The 18,594-nt window shown below is 63.0% G+C and carries 15 protein-coding genes; all 15 read left to right on the top strand.

What is annotated here, in order from left to right; translation table 11 throughout:
- Positions 1-500: energy transducer TonB family protein (locus LQ215_RS21490; protein WP_230152493.1), on the top strand; the 500-nt coding region annotated here is incomplete at its 5' end.
- Between the two features lie 39 nt (positions 501-539).
- Positions 540-2,231, top strand: a complete 1,692-nt coding sequence (locus tag LQ215_RS21485; protein WP_230152492.1) for a putative porin — start codon at positions 540-542, stop codon at positions 2,229-2,231.
- Between the two features lie 15 nt (positions 2,232-2,246).
- Complete coding sequence (locus LQ215_RS21480; protein WP_230152491.1) at positions 2,247-2,894, top strand: DNA repair protein; 648 nt, start codon at positions 2,247-2,249, stop codon at positions 2,892-2,894.
- Positions 2,895-2,916: 22 nt separating this feature from the next.
- Entirely contained in the window at positions 2,917-3,396 is a 480-nt protein-coding gene (locus tag LQ215_RS21475; protein WP_230152490.1) for a YbjN domain-containing protein, read from the top strand.
- Positions 3,393-4,337, top strand: coding sequence for a peptidylprolyl isomerase (locus LQ215_RS21470; protein ID WP_230152489.1), 945 nt, complete (start codon positions 3,393-3,395; stop codon positions 4,335-4,337). The genes LQ215_RS21475 and LQ215_RS21470 overlap by 4 nt, the downstream gene beginning before the upstream one ends.
- 184 nt (positions 4,338-4,521) lie before the next feature.
- Positions 4,522-5,502 (top strand): LysR family transcriptional regulator, encoded by a 981-nt coding sequence (locus LQ215_RS21465; protein WP_230152488.1) that lies wholly within the window; start codon positions 4,522-4,524, stop codon positions 5,500-5,502.
- 174 nt (positions 5,503-5,676) lie between these two features.
- Positions 5,677-6,174, top strand: a complete 498-nt coding sequence (locus LQ215_RS21460) for a GNAT family N-acetyltransferase (protein ID WP_230152487.1) — start codon at positions 5,677-5,679, stop codon at positions 6,172-6,174.
- A gap of 98 nt (positions 6,175-6,272) precedes the next feature.
- Entirely contained in the window at positions 6,273-6,767 is a 495-nt protein-coding gene (locus tag LQ215_RS21455; protein WP_230152486.1) for a hypothetical protein, read from the top strand.
- A gap of 81 nt (positions 6,768-6,848) precedes the next feature.
- Positions 6,849-7,520 (top strand): DUF3313 domain-containing protein, encoded by a 672-nt coding sequence (locus LQ215_RS21450; protein WP_230152485.1) that lies wholly within the window; start codon positions 6,849-6,851, stop codon positions 7,518-7,520.
- A 276-nt stretch (positions 7,521-7,796) separates the two neighbouring features.
- Positions 7,797-8,297: a thiol peroxidase gene (tpx, locus tag LQ215_RS21445; RefSeq protein ID WP_013693326.1), complete on the top strand. Its 501-nt coding sequence runs from the start codon at positions 7,797-7,799 to the stop codon at positions 8,295-8,297.
- Positions 8,298-8,474: 177 nt separating this feature from the next.
- Positions 8,475-9,791 (top strand): MdtA/MuxA family multidrug efflux RND transporter periplasmic adaptor subunit, encoded by a 1,317-nt coding sequence (locus LQ215_RS21440; protein WP_230152484.1) that lies wholly within the window; start codon positions 8,475-8,477, stop codon positions 9,789-9,791.
- The gene (locus LQ215_RS21435; RefSeq protein ID WP_230152483.1) at positions 9,788-12,883 is read left to right on the top strand and encodes an MdtB/MuxB family multidrug efflux RND transporter permease subunit; all 3,096 of its coding nucleotides are present in this window, start codon (positions 9,788-9,790) and stop codon (positions 12,881-12,883) included. Before LQ215_RS21440 ends, LQ215_RS21435 begins: the two co-directional genes overlap by 4 nt.
- Before the next feature lie 151 nt (positions 12,884-13,034).
- Positions 13,035-16,139 (top strand): efflux RND transporter permease subunit, encoded by a 3,105-nt coding sequence (locus LQ215_RS21430; RefSeq protein ID WP_230152482.1) that lies wholly within the window; start codon positions 13,035-13,037, stop codon positions 16,137-16,139.
- On the top strand, positions 16,136-17,611 hold the full coding sequence (locus LQ215_RS21425; protein ID WP_230152481.1) for an efflux transporter outer membrane subunit: 1,476 nt from the start codon (positions 16,136-16,138) through the stop codon (positions 17,609-17,611). Before LQ215_RS21430 ends, LQ215_RS21425 begins: the two co-directional genes overlap by 4 nt.
- Positions 17,612-17,779: 168 nt before the next feature.
- Positions 17,780-18,592: a crotonase/enoyl-CoA hydratase family protein gene (locus tag LQ215_RS21420; protein WP_230152480.1), complete on the top strand. Its 813-nt coding sequence runs from the start codon at positions 17,780-17,782 to the stop codon at positions 18,590-18,592.
- The last annotated feature ends 2 nt before the right edge of the window (positions 18,593-18,594 follow it).

Here is an 18,594-nt window from a genome sequence, read left to right as displayed (position 1 = left end):
AACCCAAGGAGCCGGAACCCCAGGTCGAGGAGAAGGTGGTCGAGCCAGAACCGACCCCGGAGCCTGAAGAGGTCAAGCCCGAAGAAGAAGCACCGCCGTCGCCGGTGGACGACCTGGCGAACCCGATGCAAATGGACGGCGATGCCCAGTCCGGCAACGACGCCTTCAACATCGGCGCCGGCAAGGGCGGCGGCATGGCCGGGGCAGGGGGTGGACGCCTGGGCAATGGCACCTACAGCCAGTTCCTGGCGTTTACCTTCCAGCGCTTGCTGCGGGAAAACCCCGATTTGCGCAGCCTGGCGTTCTCGCTGCAGGCCGATGTCTGGCTCAGCGCGGTGGGCGAAATCACCCGGGTCGAGCTGGTCAAGTCCAGCGGCAACCGGCAAGTGGACGAACAAGTGATTTCCGCCCTGCGTGCCGCGCCCCATTTGAGTGAACGGCCACCGGCCTCCCTGACTTTACCCGTGCGCTTGTCCTTGCAGGGACGGCGGCCGGGTTAACCGACTATTTGAAAGTTTGCCAACAGGAGTTGTGTGCAGATGATTTCCAATGTGAATCGATTATCGTGGGCGATCGGCCTGGTGGTCCTGAGCCTGGCCGGGCACGCGGCCGCCGCCCCGGCGCCCTCGGAAAACGCCACGATCAATCTGATCCGCCTGCTGGTGCAGCAGGGCGTATTGAAACAGGACCAGGCCGATGGTTTGATCGCCCAGGCTGAACGGGAAGCCGTGCAGGCCCGCCAGGCGGCCACGGCGGTGGCCGCAGCGCCGGTCGGTGCGCCGGGGGACGTGCGGGTGCAATACGTGCCGAACATCGTGCGTGAGCAGATCCGCGACCAGGTCAAGGCTGAAGTCATGGCCACCGCCAAGCAGGAAAACTGGGCCCAGCCCAACACCTTCCCGGACTGGGTCTCGCGCATCAGTTTTGACGGCGACATTCGCCTGCGGGATGAGTCGCGCTATTACTCGGGCACCAACAGCAACGAAATCGTCGACTTCGCCCGGCTCAATGACAAGGGGCCCTACGACGTCAACCCTAACAGCAGCTCCAGCCTGCCGCCGTTGCTCAACACCCGTGAAGACCGCGAGAACCTGTTCCGCCTGCGCGCCCGCCTGGGCATGAAGGCCGTGATTGCCCCGCAATGGACCGCGGGTATCCGCATCGGCACCGGCTCGGACAACAATCCGGTGTCCACCACCCAGACCCTCGGTGGTGGTTTTGGCAAGAAAGATATCTGGCTCGACCAGGGCTACCTGACCTGGAAGCCATCGGACGAATTGACCCTGACCGGCGGGCGTTTCGCCAACCCGTTTTTCTCCAGCGACCTGTTGTATTCCGGTGATCTGAACTTCGATGGCGTGGCGGCGAACTTCAACCACAAGCTCAATCAGGACTGGGGCGTGTTCGGCACCGTCGGCGCATTCCCGGTGGAGTACACCAACGACACCAGCACCAGCAATGGCAGCGACAAGGAAGAGAGCGACAACAAGTGGCTGTATGGTGCGCAACTGGGGGCCAACTGGGCCATCAACGACAGCAACCGGATCAAGGGCGCGTTAGCCTATTACCGCTTCGACGACATCGAAGGCCAGCGCTCTTCGCCGTGCCAGCCTTGGGCCGGTGATCCAGGCTGCGACAGCGACGGTTCGCGCGTGGCGTTCATGCAGAAGGGCAACACTGTGTTCCTGCTGCGCGACATCACGCCCAATCCGCTCAACCCGTCCACCACGCCGCAGCCGCAATACGTCGGCCTGGCCTCGGAATTCAACCTGCTGGACCTGAATGTTGCCTGGGACACTGATCTGCCCGAAGACCTGAAACTGCGCAGCCAGGCCCACTACGTTCACAACCTGGGCTACGACGAGGGCGAAATGCGCAAGCGTTCCGCCGGGCAATTCGCGAACAACCTGGACAGCGGTGGCGAGGTGGAAAGCGGCGCCAACGCCTGGATGCTCCAGTTCACCCTCGGCAACTCGCTGGAGCTCAAGCGCGAGGGCGACTGGAACCTGTTCGCCGGCTACAAGTACATCCAGCCCGATGCCTTGCCGGACGGCTTCAACGACTCGTCATTCCATCTGGGCGGCACCAACGCCAAGGGGTATTTCCTGGGCGGCAACTATGGCCTGGCGAGCAACGTCTTCGCCACGGGTCGCTGGTTGAGTTCCGAAGCGGTGTACGGCGCGCCGTACGACATCGATGTCTTGCAGCTTGAAATCAACACGCGCTTCTAAGCGCAGGGAGGCCTCATGAAAAGGCGAGCCAAATACCCATGCCCGGTGGCGTTGCTGACGCTGGGCCTGCTGCTCAGTGGCGTGGCGCACGGCGAAGGTCTGGAAGAACGGCTGCGGGCACAACTGCGCAGCACCACCGCGCAGTTGCAAACCCTGCAAAGCGAGCAGGCCCAGGCCAGCGCCGCTCGTCAGGCGGCCGAGAGCCAGGCCAAGGAAGCCCAGGCGCAGATCAAGCAGTTGACCGCGCAATTGACCAAGGCCCAAGCCCTGGCCGAACAACTGTCCGGGCACCAGCAAAGCCTGCAAAGCCAGGCCCAGGCCCAAGTGGCGGCGAGCAACGAGCAGATCGGCAAATTCAAGAAAGCCTATGAAGAACTGTTGACCCTGGCCCGTGGCAAAGAGGCCGAGCGCGCCCGCCTGGAGGCGCAATTGACCGAGCGTGACACACAAGTGCAGCAATGTTCGGTCAAGAATCAGCAAATGTACGAAGTCGCCAAGACGCTGCTGCATGCCTACGAAACCATTGATGTGACCGACATCATGAAGATCCGCCAGCCGTTCGCGGCCAAGGCCCGGGTGCGTTTCGAAGAGCTGGCCCAGGGCTTTGGCGATGATCTCTACAAGAACCGTTTCGATGCGCCCCAGGCCTCGATCTCTCACTGAACAGAACAAGGAAGAAGCGAGCATGACCTCAATGATTGAACATGTCGGTACAAAATCCCTGACCGAGTGGTTGCAGGCCGCGGGCTATCGGGTCAACGAAACCGAGCAGAACGGCATCGTGCAACTGCTCAGCGCCAGCCAGGGCATCGGCTTTGCCGTGCGTTTGGGTAATCCTGCGCCGACAGCCGGCCAATACCTGGACTTCACCTTCAGCTGCGCCTTGCGGGTACAGGGCGAGTTGCCGGCTGGGTTGGTGGAGCTGTGGAACGCCTCGCGCCGCTTTGCCCGGTTGTCGCTGCAAGGCGAATTCCTGGTGATGGAAATGGACGTGGTGGTCGCGGCAGGCGTGAGCGCCGACCATTTGCGCAGCCACCTGGAACTGTGGGATCGACTGTTGCAGGAGTTCATTGTCTACCTGCGTGAATACAGCCAGAACGCGGCGCGCCTGCAAACCCCGGTCGAGCCCGTCGAGGCGCCAGCGGAGGAGGCCGTCGCATCGTGAAGAAGCCGACCTTCGTCATCAGCGCCGCGGCACTGGGGCTGCTCGCCGTGGCGCTGGTGCTGAGCCTGCGGCCGGGAAGCGATCCGGTCGCCGCGGTACAGGCCGTCAGCGTTGCTACGGCCGACTCGCCGAGCCTGGCGCGCTTGGGCAACCAGCACGTCAGCCCCGATGAACTCAAGACCTTGCTGGCCGCACTGGCCCCCGAGGTTCGCCAGCAAATGCGTGGCAATCGGGCTGCGCTGGAAGGCTGGATCCGTGCGCGCCTGGCGGAAAAAGCCGTGTTGGAGCAGGCCGACGCCCAGGGCTGGCGCGAGCGGCCCGAGGTGGAGCGCCAGACGCGGGCGGCGGCTGAGCAGATTGTGTTTCGCGACTACTTGCAGTCGGTCAGCCAGGTGCCCGCCGGGTATCCCAGTGAAGACGAGTTGAAGCAGGCTTACGACGCCGGGAAAGCCAACTGGACCGCGCCGGCGTTGTACCGCGTCAGCCAGATTTTCCTGGCCGCCACCGAGCCGCAAACCGTGGAGGCGGTGCGCCGGCAAGCGTTGGAGTTGAGCAAGAAAGCCCAGGCATCGCCTGCTGAGTTCGGCGCCCTGGCCAGCCGTTTTTCCCAGGACCGCACCAGTGCCGAGCGCGGCGGTGACAGTGGTTTCCAGCCCTTGCAGCAACTGGTCCCGCCGGTGCGTGAGGCGGTGGCGCGCCTGAAGGTCGGCGCGGTGTCGGAGCCGATACAGAGCCCGGCGGGGTTCCATGTCGTCAAGCTCACCGAACAACAGCCGGCCCGCGAAGCGACCCTGGACGACGTCCGCGAACGCCTGACCCAGGCCCTGCGCGCCCAGCGCCAGGAACAGATCGCCAAGGCCTACCTGGACGGCATGCTTGACACGGCCACGTTGAGCATCGACGGCGCGCAGTTGAGCAAGGTGCTGGAGGAGGGGCTTTAGGCAGGTCTACACCCAAGCTCGCGCTGGGCCCTGTAGGAGCTGGCGAAGCCTGCGATCTTTTGATCTTGATCTTTCGCTTGAGACTCAAGTGCTTGGGGAAAGATCGCAGCCTCGTTGCACTCGACAGCTCCTACAGAGCTCCTGCACAGCCCCATGTATTCGCACAACCGACAGGGAGTCACCCATGACCTTCACCGAGCCCGCAGGACGCCAGGCTGTCACCACATACCACACGCCGTTGCGTGCCCCCGATCCCTGGCTGACATTGGCCGGCGGTATCGAGCCGCAGGTGGCGCAGTGTTTCCTGGTCAGCGCCCGTTGCGGCTGCTTCATGCAAGCGGCCCGCAGCCTCAACGTCAAGGCAACCTGGCTGCGCAAGCAGTTGGCGCAGTTGGAGATGCGGCTGCAACGCTCGCTGTTCAGCTTCCAGGGCAGCGCCTTGACCCTGACTCGTGAAGGCCGGCAGTTGCAGGCGCGATTGATCACACTGGCTCACGAAAGCGCGCCGCCGCTGAACGATCAACCCTTGATTCGCCTCGCCGTGGCCGAGTCGATTCTGCATGACATCCTGGGACGCGACCTGATCTCGTTGCTGCGGCGCAACGCCAGCGTGCGGCTGCAGATCATCACCCTGGACAGCGAACTGGCGCTGCAAGCCGTCAGCGCCGACCTGGTGCTCTGGTTGAGCGATGCCCACGTGTCGGTGCCTGGGCCGAGCTTCGCCACGTTGCCGGCGGATCGACTGGCGCGGCTGGACTATGTGCCGCACATCGCCAAGCGCTACTCACGACCGGCCACGCGCCCGGAGTGCCTGGACGATCTGAACGACTACATGCTGGTGCAATGGCAGGCGGACCGAGACGTGGATGGCTTCGCTCCGTGGAACGCCCTGATAGACCAGCGCCGAGCCGGTGTGGCGCAGGTGCAATCCTACGAATTGATGCTGGAAATGATTCGCTGCAGCGCCTGCATCGGCCTGTTGCCGCAGTACATGAGTCGTTTCGACCGAGGCCTGGTGGCATTGCCGCAAGTGTTCGGCCTGCCGATGCAGCGGCACTTGTGGATGGCCCTCAACGCCCAGGCCGAAGGCTCGCCAGAGGTGCAGATGCTTCGCGAACTGATCCATCACACCCTGGATGAGCGCCGGGATTGGTTCCAAACCTAGCGGGTAGCACGATCATCCTGTGGGAGCGAGCTTGCTCGCGAAAGCGGTGGATCAATCAATCCCGATGTTGACAGGTACGCCGCCTTCGCGAGCAGGCTCGCTCCCACAGGTTCCCCCTAGCGCCTGGCGTGGCTTATAGTGGTCGGCCTTGTCACGTCTCCAGGGAGGAGCTGCATGTCCGAATCATCGATCACCCTCGTTCGCTTCACTGAAGCCCACATCGCCGGTGTCACCGCGCTCTACAACGACCCGGCGGTGACTCGCCAGGTGCTGCAGATGCCGTTCCAGTCCACCGAAGTCTGGCGCAAACGCCTGGCGATGGACGACGAGCGTTCATTGAAACTGGTGGCCCTGTACGAGGGTGAAGTCATCGGCAACCTGGGGCTGGAGCAGTTCTTACGTGTGCGTCGTGCCCATTGCGGCAGCCTCGGCATGGGCGTGGCTGTCGCCTGGCAGGGCAAGGGCGTGGGTTCGATGCTGCTGGCTGCCGCGCTGGACGTCGCGGACAACTGGATGAACCTGCGGCGGGTCGAGTTGACGGTGTACGCCGACAACGAAGCGGCCATCGGGCTGTACCGCAAGTTTGGCTTCGAAACCGAAGGCCTGATGCGCGACTACGCCGTGCGTGACGGTCGCTGGGTGGACACCCTGGCCATGGCGCGGTTGCGCTGAAGCCCCCCGCGCGCGGGCAAAGAGGGCTTTTACGTACGCCAACGTCTTGAACCTGTCATCATCGCGCTTCGCAATACTCCCTTATCGAGGACCGGCCCATGGACGATGTACAGCAATTGGGCGAGATGCTTCGTCACTACGCCGACAGCGAAGCGCACAAGAAACAACTGCACCAGGCCCAGTCGACGGTTTGGGCAGAGCAGATCAAGGCGTTGTACGGGCAAATCGAGCAATGGCTGGCACCCGTCATGGCGCTCGGCCTGCTGGAACTGAGCCGTGAAACCTATGTGGCGCACGGGCCGAGCGCCCCGGTAGAGACATCCGGTTTCAAGACTGAAAAACTGACCTTGACCATTACCGGTAGACCGGTGGAGTTCGTGCCGGAGGTGATGGGCGCGGGTGGGCAGATTTCCTTGTCGATCATTGGCCTGGCGGCGACCCGGCACGGCAGTATTTCCCTGGTTTGCCAACCGCCATCGGTGCAATGGCAATGGCGCCGGACCAACGGGTTGAAGGACCCCGACACGTTTGCTTTCGATGCCGACTTCCTCGCACAACAGTTGCAGAGCCTGATACCACGCGAACGCGGCTGAATGACAGCGCAGGCAAAAACCTGTCCATTGGCTATACCTGTAGTTCCGGCCCCGCCTCGTGTGGCTTACAGGAGTGACAGCATGAAGTTTTCATCGATGATCGGCACGGTTTTCATTGCCTCGCTCGCCTTGGCGGGCTGCTCCAGCAAAGTCACCCAACCGGATGAGTACTCCGGGTTCCTGGGGGATTACAGCCGGCTCAAGCAAGAGAAGTCGCCGTCCGGGGCCGAGGTGATGCGTTGGGTCGATCCGAAGATCGACCCGGGCAAATACACCAGTCTCTATATCGAGCCGACACAGCTTTACCCCAAGCCGCAGCCGACCGTGAAGATCCCCCAGGCCACGCTGTCGGGTATCACCGCTTATTACGACCAGGCCCTCAAGCGCGAAGCGGGAAAATCCCTGCCCCTGGCGACAGCTCCCGGGCCGGGGGTATTGGTGATGCGGGCGGCCATCACGGCTGTCGGCAGCAAGACCGAAGGCTTGAAACCTTATGAGGTGATCCCGATTGCGCTGGTAGCGGCCGCTGTCAGCACGGCCAGCGGCATTCGCGACCAGGAAACCACCCTGGGCACCGAAGCGGTCTTTCTCGACGGAGGCAATAACGCAGTGGTCGCCCAAGTGGTACGCAAGGGCACCGGCAAGCCGTTGTCCAACGAGTCCCAGGTGATGAAGCCCGATGACGTCAAAGGGGTCATCGATGGCTGGGCGTCGGATCTGCATCAGTCGTTTCTGAAATTCAAGGCTAAATAACCCAAATAGCTCCGGTACGCACTGCGTAGAAGCACGCAGGAGCCATGTAGGAGCGATGTAGGAGCTGTCGAGTGCAACGAGGCTGCGATCTTTCCCCAGACATTTGAATCTCAAGCGAAAGATCAAAAGATCAAAAAATCAAAAGATCGCAGGCTTCGCCAGCTCCTACACAGGATGGCGACACCATGTCTTTTTATGTCCAGCGGTAGGTCGCGCAAGCATTTCGTGGTTAACTCCGGCCTCATCATTTTCAAACCTGTCAGAAGGAATCCGTTCATGGCTCAAGTCACCCTCAAAGGCAACCCGGTCCAAGTCAACGGCCAGTTGCCACAAGCCGGTTCCAAGGCGCCAGCCTTTTCCCTGGTTGCCGGCAATCTGTCGGACGTTTCCCTGAAAGACTTCGCCGGCAAGCGCAAAGTGCTGAACATCTTCCCAAGCGTCGACACGCCGACTTGCGCCACCTCCGTGCGCAAATTCAATGCCCAGGCCAACGGCCTGACCAACACGGTGGTGCTGTGCATCTCCGCCGACCTGCCGTTTGCCCAGGCGCGTTTCTGCGGCGCCGAAGGCCTGGAAAACGTCCAGAACCTGTCGACCCTGCGCGGTGCCGAGTTCATCCAGGACTACGGCGTGGCAATCGCCGATGGCCCGCTGAAAGGCCTGACTGCCCGCGCCGTGGTGGTGCTGGACGAAAACGACACCGTGCTGCACAGCGAGCTGGTCAAGGAAATCGGTGAAGAGCCGAACTACGACGCTGCGCTGGCCGTTCTGAAATAAGGTATTTATTACAATTGTTAACGGCCTGGCCCTGTCCAGGCCGTTTTCTTTTGTGCTTCAAGGCGTTAGCCGACTACGTGCTAGGTAAGCCCAACGTAAATTGCCGGTAAAGGCGCTTTGCTAAACACCCGCCAGTGCTTATCGTTCAGCCTCCCGTAAAAGAAGTCCACGCGCCCAATGGTTGATCACTCCATGCAATCCTCTGTTTCCCGCAATTCCCGTCGCTGGCTGTTCGGCCTGTTCATCGTATTGGTGGTCGCGGCGCTGGCCTGGAAGTTCTGGCCCAGTGGCTCGGCGCAGAAGCCTGGGGCAGGGGATAAAGCCGCGGCGGGGCAAGTGGGGCGTTCGGGTGGCATGCGGCCAGGGTTCGGTGGGGCGACGGGGCCGATTCCGGTGCGGGTGGCGCCGGCGGTGACCGGGGATTTCCCGCTGTACTTCAAGGCGCTGGGCACGGTCACGGCCCTCAATACCATCAACGTGCGCAGCCGCGTGGGTGGCGAACTGGTCAAGATCGCTTTCGAAGAAGGGCAGATGGTCAAGGCCGGGGACTTGTTGGCCGAGATCGACCCGCGTCCGTACCAGAACGCCTTGCTCCAGGCCGAAGGCACGCTGTTGCAGAACCAGGCCCAGCTGAAAAATGCCCAGGTAGACTTTGAGCGCTATCGCGGCCTGTACGCCGAAGACAGTATTGCCAAGCAGACCCTCGACACCGCCGCGGCGCTGGTGGGCCAGTACCAGGGCACGGTCAAGACCAACCAGGCAGCGGTCAACGACGCCAAGCTCAACCTCGAATTCACCAAGATCCGCGCGCCCATCTCCGGGCGCGTCGGCCTGCGCCAACTGGACACCGGCAACCTGGTGGCGGCCAACGACACCACGGCCCTGGCAGTCATCACCCAGACCCAACCCATCAGCGTCGTGTTCACCTTGCCGGAAAACAACCTCGACACGGTGCTCGCCCGGTATCGCAGCGGGGCGAAACTGCCCGTCGAGGCCTGGGACCGCGGCGATGTGAAGCTGCAGGCCAGCGGCGTGCTGCAAAGCCTGGATAACCAGATCGATGTCACCACCGGCACCTTGAAGTTCAAGGCCCGCTACGAGAACCGCGACCAGTCGCTGTTCCCCAATCAGTTCGTCAATGTTCGCCTGCTGGCCGACACCCTCAAAGGCGTGACCCTGGTGCCGACGGCGGCCGTCCAGTTCGGCACCAATGGCACCTTCGTCTATGCCCTGGATGGCGACAAGAAGGTCACCCTCAAAATGCTGAAGATCGGCGCCAGCGACGGTACAAACACCGTAGTCACCGAAGGCCTGGCCGCCGGTGACCGGGTGGTACTCGAAGGCACCGATCGCTTGAAGGAAGGCAGTGAAGTGGAAGTGGTCAGCGACAGCCAGGAAGTGCCCACCACGCCGACCGAGCACCTGCAGGGCAAGTCCGCGGCGGTGCCCGCTGAACCGGCTGCGGCCGACAAGGCGAAAAAGGGCGGCGCATGAATCTCTCGCGGCTGTTCATCCTTCGCCCGGTCGCTACCACCCTGAGCATGCTGGCGATCATCCTGGCCGGCCTGATCGCCTATCGGCTGCTGCCGGTGTCGGCATTGCCCCAGGTCGATTACCCGACCATCCGAGTGATGACCCTGTACCCGGGCGCCAGCCCCGATGTGATGACCAGCGCGGTGACCGCGCCCCTGGAGCGCCAGTTCGGGCAGATGCCGGGCCTGACGCAGATGGCCTCCACCAGTTCCGGTGGCGCGTCGGTGATTACCCTGCGCTTCAACCTCGACATCAACATGGACGTCGCCGAGCAGCAGGTGCAGGCCGCGATCAATGCGGCCACCAACCTGCTGCCCAAGGACCTGCCGGCGCCGCCGGTGTACAACAAGGTCAACCCGGCCGACACCCCGGTGCTGACCCTGGCTATCACCTCAAAGACCATGCTGCTGCCCAAGCTCAACGACTTGGTGGACACCCGCATGGCGCAGAAAATCGCCCAGATCAGCGGCGTCGGCATGGTCACCATCGCCGGCGGCCAGCGCCAGGCCGTGCGCATCAAGGTCAACCCCGAGGCCCTGGCGGCCAACGGCCTGAACCTGGCGGACGTGCGCACATTGATCGGTGCTTCCAACGTCAACCAGCCCAAGGGCAACTTCGACGGCCCGACCCGGGTCTCGATGCTCGACGCCAACGACCAGTTGACCTCGCCCAAGGACTACGCCGAACTGATCCTGGCCTACGCCAACGGTGCGCCGTTGCGGCTCAAGGACGTCGCGCAGATCGTCGACGGCGCCGAAAACGAACGCCTTGCCGCCTGGGCCAACGAAAACCAGGCCGTGCTGCTGAATATCCAGCGCCAGCCGGGGGCCAACGTCATCGAGGTGGTGGACCGGATCAAGGCGCTGCTGCCGAGCATCACCGACAACCTGCCGGCCGGCCTGGATGTCACCGTGCTGACCGACCGCACCCAGACCATCCGCGCGTCGGTCACCGACGTGCAGCATGAATTGCTGATCGCCATCGTGCTGGTGGTCATGGTGACGTTCCTGTTCCTGCGTCGCGTCAGCGCCACCATCATTCCGTCGGTGGCCGTGCCGTTGTCGCTGATCGGCACCTTCGGCGTGATGTACCTGGCCGGTTTTTCCATCAACAACCTGACGCTGATGGCCCTGACGATTGCCACCGGCTTCGTGGTGGACGATGCCATCGTCATGCTGGAGAACATCGCCCGTTTCATCGAGGAGGGCGACAGCCCGCTGCAGGCCGCGCTCAAAGGCGCGAAACAGATCGGCTTCACGCTGATTTCCCTGACGCTGTCGCTGATCGCCGTGCTGATTCCGCTGCTGTTCATGGCCGATGTCGTAGGGCGGTTGTTCCGCGAGTTCGCCATCACCCTGGCGGTGGCGATCCTGATTTCCCTGGTGGTGTCCCTGACCCTGACGCCGATGATGTGCGCCCGCTTGCTCAAGCGTGAACCCAAGGAGGCAGAGCAGGGCCGTTTCTACCGCGCCAGCGGTGCCTGGATCGACTGGTTGATCGCCGCCTACGGACGCAAGTTGCAGTGGGTGCTCAAGCATCAGCCACTGACCCTGCTGGTGGCGGTGGGCAGCCTGGTGTTGACGGTGGTGCTGTACCTGGCCGTGCCCAAGGGGTTCTTTCCGGTGCAAGACACCGGGGTGATCCAGGGTATTTCCGAGGCGCCGCAATCGATTTCCTTTGCCGCCATGAGCGAGCGCCAGCAGCAACTGGCGAAAGTGATCCTGGCGGACCCGGCGGTGCAGAGCCTGTCGTCCTACATCGGTGTGGACGGCGACAACGCCACGCTCAACAGCGGTCGCCTGCTGATCAACCTCAAGCCCCACAGCGAGCGGGACGACAGCGCCAGCGAGATCATTGCCCGCTTGCAGCCGCAACTGGATCGGCTGGTGGGCATTCGCCTGTTCATGCAACCGGTGCAGGACCTGACCATCGAAGACCGGGTCAGCCGGACCCAATACCAGTTCAGCCTGTCGTCGCCGGACGCCGAATTGCTCAGCCTCTGGAGCGGGCGCCTGGTCGAAGCCCTGGCCCAACAGGCGGAGCTGACCGATGTGGCCAGCGACCTGCAGGACAAGGGCCTGCAGGTCTACCTGGTGATCGACCGCGACGCAGCCTCACGCCTGGGCGTCTCGGTGTCGAACATCACCGATGCGCTCTATGACGCCTTCGGCCAGCGGCAGATTTCCACCATCTACACCCAGGCCAGCCAGTACCGCGTGGTGTTGCAGGCCCAGGCCGGGGAACGGATCGGGCCGCAGGCGCTGGACCAGATTCACGTCAAGACAACCGACGGCGGGCAGGTGCGACTGTCGAGCCTGGCCCGGGTCGAAGAACGCCAGGCGCAACTGGCGATTGCCCACATTGGCCAGTTCCCGGCGGTGATGATGTCGTTCAACCTGGCGCCGGGCGTGGCCCTGGGGCATGCGGTGGACGTGATCGAAAAGGTCCAGCGGGACATCGGCATGCCGCTGGGCGTGCAGACCGAGTTCCAGGGCGCGGCCCAAGCATTCCAGGCGTCGCTGTCGAGTACCTTGCTGCTGATCCTGGCGGCGGTGGTGACCATGTACATCGTCCTGGGCGTGCTGTACGAAAGCTACATTCACCCGATCACCATTCTTTCCACCTTGCCTTCGGCGGCCATCGGCGCTTTGCTGGCCTTGATCCTCAGCGGCAATGACCTGGGCATGATCGCGATCATCGGCATCATCCTGCTGATCGGCATCGTCAAGAAAAACGCGATCATGATGATCGACTTCGCCCTCGACGCCGAACGCAACCAGGGCATGGACCCGCAGACGGCGATCTATCAGGCTGCATTGCTGCGCTTCCGCCCGATCCTGATGACCACCCTGGCGGCCTTGTTCGGCGCAATACCGCTGATGTTCGCCACCGGTTCCGGCGCCGAACTGCGCCAGCCCCTGGGCTTGGTGATGGTCGGTGGGTTGTTGGTGAGCCAGGTATTGACGCTGTTTACCACCCCGGTGATCTACCTGTATTTCGATCGACTGGGGCGCCGGTTTGCCAGGCCTGATGGGAAAGAGGTGCAGGTATGACGGCCGCGCCCGAAATCCTCGGGCATTTGTGGCGAGGGAGCTTGCTCCCGCTGGGCTGCGCAGCGGCCCCTTTTGTGAGCGCTGCGCACTCAAGCGGGAGCAAGCTCCCTCGCCACAACAGCCTGCTCATTGAAGCCTGGAGCGGCTGCTGATGAACCTGTCCGGTCCATTCATCAAGCGTCCGGTCGCGACCATGCTCCTGAGCTTCGCCATCATGCTGCTCGGTGGTGTGAGCTTCGGCCTGCTGCCGGTTTCGCCGCTGCCGCAAATGGATTTCCCGGTGATCGTGGTCCAGGCCAACCTGCCAGGGGCCAGCCCCGAGGTGATGGCTTCGACGGTGGCAACGCCCCTGGAGCGTTCCTTCGGCGCCATCGCCGGGGTCAACACCATGAGCAGCCGTTCCAGCCAGGGCTCCACCCGTGTCATCCTGCAATTTGACCTGGACCGTGACATCAACGGTGCCGCCCGGGAAGTGCAGGCGGCCATCAATGCGTCGCGCAACCTGTTGCCCAGCGGCATGCGCAGTATGCCGACCTACAAGAAGGTCAACCCGTCCCAGGCGCCGATCATGGTGCTGTCGCTGACCTCGGATGTGTTGAAAAAGGGCCAGCTCTACGATTTGGCCTCGACCATCCTGTCCCAGAGCCTGTCCCAGGTCTCGGGCGTCGGCGAGGTGCAGATCGGCGGCAGCTCGTTGCCGGCGGTGCGCATCGAACTGGAGCCGCATCTGCTCAACCAGTACGGCGTGGCCCTCGATGACGTGCGCACCGCCGTTGCCGATAGCAACGTGCGCCGGCCCAAAGGGTCGGTGGAGGACGATCAGCGCATGTGGCAGGTCCAGGCCAACGATCAGTTGGAGAAGGCCAAGGACTACGAAACGCTGATCATCCGCTACCAGGACGGCTCGGTATTGCGGCTCAAGGACGTGGCGAAAGTCACCGACAGTGTCGAGGATCGCTACAACAGCGGTTTCTTCAACAACGATGCCGCCGTGTTGCTGGTGATCAACCGCCAGGCCGGGGCCAACATCATCGAGACGGTCAACGAGATCAAGGCGCAACTACCGGCGTTGCAGGCCGTGCTGCCGGCCAGCGTCAAGCTGAACCTGGCCATGGACCGCTCGCCGGTGATCAAGGCCACCCTGCATGAAGCGGAAATGACCTTGCTGATCGCCGTGGCCCTGGTGGTGCTGGTGGTGTTCCTGTTCCTCGGCAACTTCCGCGCCTCGCTGATTCCGACCCTGGCGGTGCCGGTGTCGCTGGTGGGCACGTTTGCGGTGATGTACCTGTACGGTTTCTCCCTGAACAACCTGTCGTTGATGGCGTTGATCCTGGCGACCGGGCTGGTGGTGGACGATGCCATCGTGGTGCTGGAGAACATTTCCCGGCATATCGACGAAGGCGTGCCGCCGATGAAGGCCGCGTACCAGGGAGCCGAGGAGGTGGGTTTCACCTTGCTGTCGATGAACGTCTCGCTGGTGGCGGTGTTCCTGTCGATCCTGTTCATGGGCGGGATCATCGAGAGCCTGTTTCGCGAATTTTCCATCACCCTGGCGGCGTCCATCGTCGTCTCGCTGGTGGTCTCGCTGACCCTCACGCCGATGCTCTGCGCCCGCTGGCTCAAGCCACACGTGCCGGGGCAGGAAAACCGCCTGCAGCGTTGGAGCCAGCGGCTCAATGAGCGGATGGTCCGTGGTTACGCCATCAGCCTGGACTGGGTGCTGCGCCATCGGCGCCTGACCTTGCTGAGCCTGCTGGTGACCATCGGCGTCAACGTCGCGTTGTATGTGGTGGTGCCGAAAACCTTCATGCCGCAGCAGGACACCGGCCAGTTGATCGGTTTTGTGCGTGGCGACGACGGGCTGTCGTTCAACGTGATGCAACCGAAGATGGAGATCTTCCGCCGCGCCGTGCTCAAGGACGAGGCGGTGCAAAGCGTGGCCGGTTTCATCGGTGGCAACAACGGCACCAACAACGCCTTCATGCTGGTGCGCCTCAAGCCGATCAAGGAGCGTAATATTTCTGCACAAAAGGTCATCGAGCGCCTTCGTAAAGAAATGCCCAAGGTCCCCGGTGCCCAGTTGATGTTGATGGCCGACCAGGACCTGCAGTTCGGTGGCGGTCGCGAGCAGACCACCTCGCAGTATTCCTACATCCTGCAAAGCGCCGACCTGGCGTCGCTGCGCGCATGGTATCCCAAGGTCGTGGCCGCCTTCCGGGCCTTGCCGGAACTCACCGCCATCGATGCCCGCGACGGTGGCGGGGCGCAGCAAGTGACGCTTGTGGTCGACCGCGACCAGGCCAAGCGCCTGGGCATCGACATGGACATGGTCACCGCGGTGCTCAACAACGCCTACAGCCAGCGGCAGATCTCGACCATCTACGACAGCCTCAACCAGTACCAGGTGGTGATGGAGGTCAATCCCAAGTATGCCCAGGACCCGAGTACCCTCGAACAGGTCCAGGTGATCACCGCCGATGGCGCGCGCGTACCGCTGTCGGCCATTGCCCACTACGAGAACAGCCTGGAGGACGACCGGGTCAGCCATGAAGGCCAGTTCGCGTCCGAGGGCATTTCCTTCGACATGGCCGAAGGCGTCACGGTGGAGCAGGGCACCGCGGCCATCGAGCGGGCGCTTGCCAAGCTTGGGATGCCCGAGGATGTCATCGCGAAAATGGCCGGCACCGCCGATGCCTTCGCCGCCACCCAAAAGAGCCAGCCGTTCATGATCCTCGGGGCGTTGCTGGCGGTGTACCTGGTGTTGGGTGTGCTCTATGAAAGCTACATCCATCCGCTGACCATCCTGTCCACGTTGCCATCGGCCGGGGTCGGCGCGTTGCTGTCGATCTACGCGCTGGGTGGCGAGTTCAGCCTGATCTCGCTGTTGGGGCTGTTCCTGCTGATCGGCGTGGTGAAGAAAAACGCCATCCTGATGATCGATCTGGCGCTGCAACTGGAACGTGCCGGGCAGACGCCGCTGGAGTCGATCCGCAGCGCTTGCCTGCTGCGGTTGCGGCCAATCCTGATGACCACGCTGGCGGCGATCCTTGGCGCCTTGCCGCTGTTGCTCGGCGCTGCCGAGGGCTCGGAAATGCGCCGGCCACTGGGCCTGACCATCATCGGTGGGTTGGTGTTCAGCCAGGTACTGACGCTCTACACCACCCCGGTGGTTTACCTTTATCTCGACAAACTGCGCCATCGCTTCAATCGCTGGCGCGGCGTGCGCACTGATGCTGCCCTGGAAACTCCGCTATGACCGACCGTTCGCCTTTCAATCTTGCCGCAACACTGGCGACCGCCCGTGGCTCGCGGGTGCTGAGCCTGGTGCTGTGCGTGGCGATGCTCAGTGCCTGCGCCGTCGGCCCGGATTACCAACGTCCCCAGGCTGCCGCCCCGGTGCAATACAAGGAGGCCCAGGGCTGGCGCCAGGCCAATCCCAGCGATGCGCTGGCCCGGGGCGCCTGGTGGGAGCTGTACGGCGATGCGCAACTCAATGGCCTGGTGGACCAGCTCAATGCGTCCAACCAGACCGTGGCCCAGGCCGACGCCCAGTACCGGCAGGCCCGGGCACTGGTGCGCAATGCCCGGGGCGCATTTTTCCCCACCGTGGACCTGACCGTCGGCAAGACGCGCTCCAGCCAGGGCACCGGCAGCAGCAGTTCGAGCCTGAGCAGTTCGTCCAGCGGCATTCGCGACACCTACAGCGCCCAAGCCGGTGTCAGCTGGGAGGCGGACGTGTGGGGCAAGTTGCGCCGCACCCTGGAAGCCGACGAGGCGAGCGCGCAAGCCAGTTTTGCCGACCTGGCGGCGATGCGCCTGAGCCAGCAATCGGAGCTGGTGCAGAATTACTTGCAGTTGCGCGTGATCGACGAACAGAAACGCTTGTTGCAGACCACCGTCGACAACTATCAGCGCTCCCTGAAAATGACCGAAAACCAGTACCGCGCCGGGGTCTCCGGCAAGGACGCGGTGGCCCAGGCGCAAACCCAGCTCAAGACCACCCAGGGCGACCTGATCGACCTGATCTGGCAACGGGCCCAATTTGAAAACGCCATCGCCGTGCTGATCGGCCTGCCGCCGGCCGAGTTCAACCTGGCCGAGACCCAGGACATCCCGTCGCTGCCGCAGATCCCGGTGGCGCTGCCGTCGCAGTTGCTCGAACGCCGGCCGGACATCGCCTCGGCAGAGCGCTCGGTGATGGCCGCCAACGCCAACATCGGGGTCGCCAAGGCCGCGTATTACCCGGACCTGACCCTGAGCCTCAGTGGCGGCTACAGCAGCAGTACCTACGACAACTGGGTGAGCGTGCCGAACCGCTTCTGGTCGGTAGGGCCACAGTTGGCGATGACGCTGTTCGATGGCGGCCAGCGTTCGGCGGAGGTCGACCGTACTATCGCGGCGTATGACCAGACCGTCGCCACCTATCGCCAGACCGTGCTCGACGGCTTGCGTGAGGTGGAAAACTACATGATCCAGCTCAAGGTGCTCGAAGACGAAGCCCGCGTGCGCCAGGAAGCCCTGGACGCCGCCCGGGAATCCCTGCGCCTGACGCAGAACCAGTACAAGGCCGGGTTGATTGCCTACCTCGACGTGGTGACCGTCCAGGCCACGGCCTTGAGCAATGAGCGCACTGTGCTGAGCTTGCAGCAGAGCCGCCTGATCGCCAGCGTGCAGTTGATTGCCGCGCTGGGTGGGGGGTGGGACGGGCAGCTAAAGGTGGATGAATAAGCCAGAGTGAAGCAGGCCCCTGTGGCGAGGGGATTTATCCCCTCGCCACAGGATTCACCTTTGCTTGATCGGCAGTCAGTCCCGCTTTTGGCCGATGCACTGCCTACGTCCTGTCGCGATGGCTTGTTATAGTTCGAGCCTCTTTTCAGCCGGTAAAGGATCACTGCCATGTCGCAATACCAAGCGTTCAACGTCGAACTTGCAGACAACATTGCCCATGTGCAGATCAATCGCCCGGAAAAGATCAACTCGATGAACGCCGCGTTCTGGAGCGAGATCATCGAGATCTTCCAGTGGATCGACGACACCGACGCCGTGCGGGTGGTGGTGCTCAGCGGCGCCGGCAAGCATTTTTCCTCGGGGATCGACCTGATGATGCTGGCGGGCGTGGCCAACGAGCTGGGCAAGGATGTCGGGCGCAATGCACGCCTGCTGCGACGCAAGATCCTGCAACTGCAAGCCTCGTTCAATGCCGTGGACAACTGCCGCAAACCCGTGCTCGCGGCGATCCAAGGCTACTGCCTGGGCGGGGCCATCGACCTGATCGCCGCCTGCGACATGCGTTACGCGGCCGAGGACGCCCAGTTCTCCATCAAGGAAATCGATATCGGCATGGCCGCCGATGTTGGCACATTGCAACGCTTGCCCCGGATCATCGGGGACGGCATGCTGCGTGAACTCGCTTATACGGGGCGCACTTTTGGTGCCGACGAAGCGCGCAGCATCGGCCTGGTCAATCGTGTCTACAGTGATGCTGCCAGCCTGCTCGACGGCGTGATGGGCATCGCCCGGGAAATCGCCGCCAAGTCGCCGATTGCCGTGACCGGCACCAAGGAAATGATCAGCTACATGCGCGACCACCGCATCGACGACGGCTTGGAATACGTCGCCACCTGGAACGCCGCCATGTTGCAATCAACCGACCTGCGCGTGGCCATGGCCGCCCATATGAGCAAACAGAAACCTGAATTTCAGGATTGATC

It is taken from the genome of Pseudomonas brassicacearum, assembly GCF_918698105.1.
GTDB lineage: Bacteria > Pseudomonadota > Gammaproteobacteria > Pseudomonadales > Pseudomonadaceae > Aquipseudomonas > Aquipseudomonas brassicacearum_F.
The sequence above is the reverse complement of the archived record's forward strand: the minus strand, read 5'-3'. Positions and strand labels throughout refer to the sequence as shown.

Excerpts from the sequence above, each read along its gene's own strand:
- LQ215_RS21485 (WP_230152492.1), top strand. The coding sequence starts at position 540 with ATGATTTCCAATGTGAATCGATTATCGTGGGCGATCGGCCTGGTGGTC.
- LQ215_RS21455 (WP_230152486.1), top strand. The coding sequence starts at position 6,273 with ATGGACGATGTACAGCAATTGGGCGAGATGCTTCGTCACTACGCCGAC.
- LQ215_RS21425 (WP_230152481.1), top strand. The coding sequence starts at position 16,136 with ATGACCGACCGTTCGCCTTTCAATCTTGCCGCAACACTGGCGACCGCC.
- LQ215_RS21430 (WP_230152482.1), top strand. The coding sequence starts at position 13,035 with ATGAACCTGTCCGGTCCATTCATCAAGCGTCCGGTCGCGACCATGCTC.
- tpx (WP_013693326.1), top strand. The coding sequence starts at position 7,797 with ATGGCTCAAGTCACCCTCAAAGGCAACCCGGTCCAAGTCAACGGCCAG.
- LQ215_RS21435 (WP_230152483.1), top strand. The coding sequence starts at position 9,788 with ATGAATCTCTCGCGGCTGTTCATCCTTCGCCCGGTCGCTACCACCCTG.
- LQ215_RS21480 (WP_230152491.1), top strand. The coding sequence starts at position 2,247 with ATGAAAAGGCGAGCCAAATACCCATGCCCGGTGGCGTTGCTGACGCTG.
- LQ215_RS21450 (WP_230152485.1), top strand. The coding sequence starts at position 6,849 with ATGAAGTTTTCATCGATGATCGGCACGGTTTTCATTGCCTCGCTCGCC.
- LQ215_RS21460 (WP_230152487.1), top strand. The coding sequence starts at position 5,677 with ATGTCCGAATCATCGATCACCCTCGTTCGCTTCACTGAAGCCCACATC.
- LQ215_RS21420 (WP_230152480.1), top strand. The coding sequence starts at position 17,780 with ATGTCGCAATACCAAGCGTTCAACGTCGAACTTGCAGACAACATTGCC.
- LQ215_RS21475 (WP_230152490.1), top strand. The coding sequence starts at position 2,917 with ATGACCTCAATGATTGAACATGTCGGTACAAAATCCCTGACCGAGTGG.
- LQ215_RS21465 (WP_230152488.1), top strand. The coding sequence starts at position 4,522 with ATGACCTTCACCGAGCCCGCAGGACGCCAGGCTGTCACCACATACCAC.
- LQ215_RS21440 (WP_230152484.1), top strand. The coding sequence starts at position 8,475 with ATGGTTGATCACTCCATGCAATCCTCTGTTTCCCGCAATTCCCGTCGC.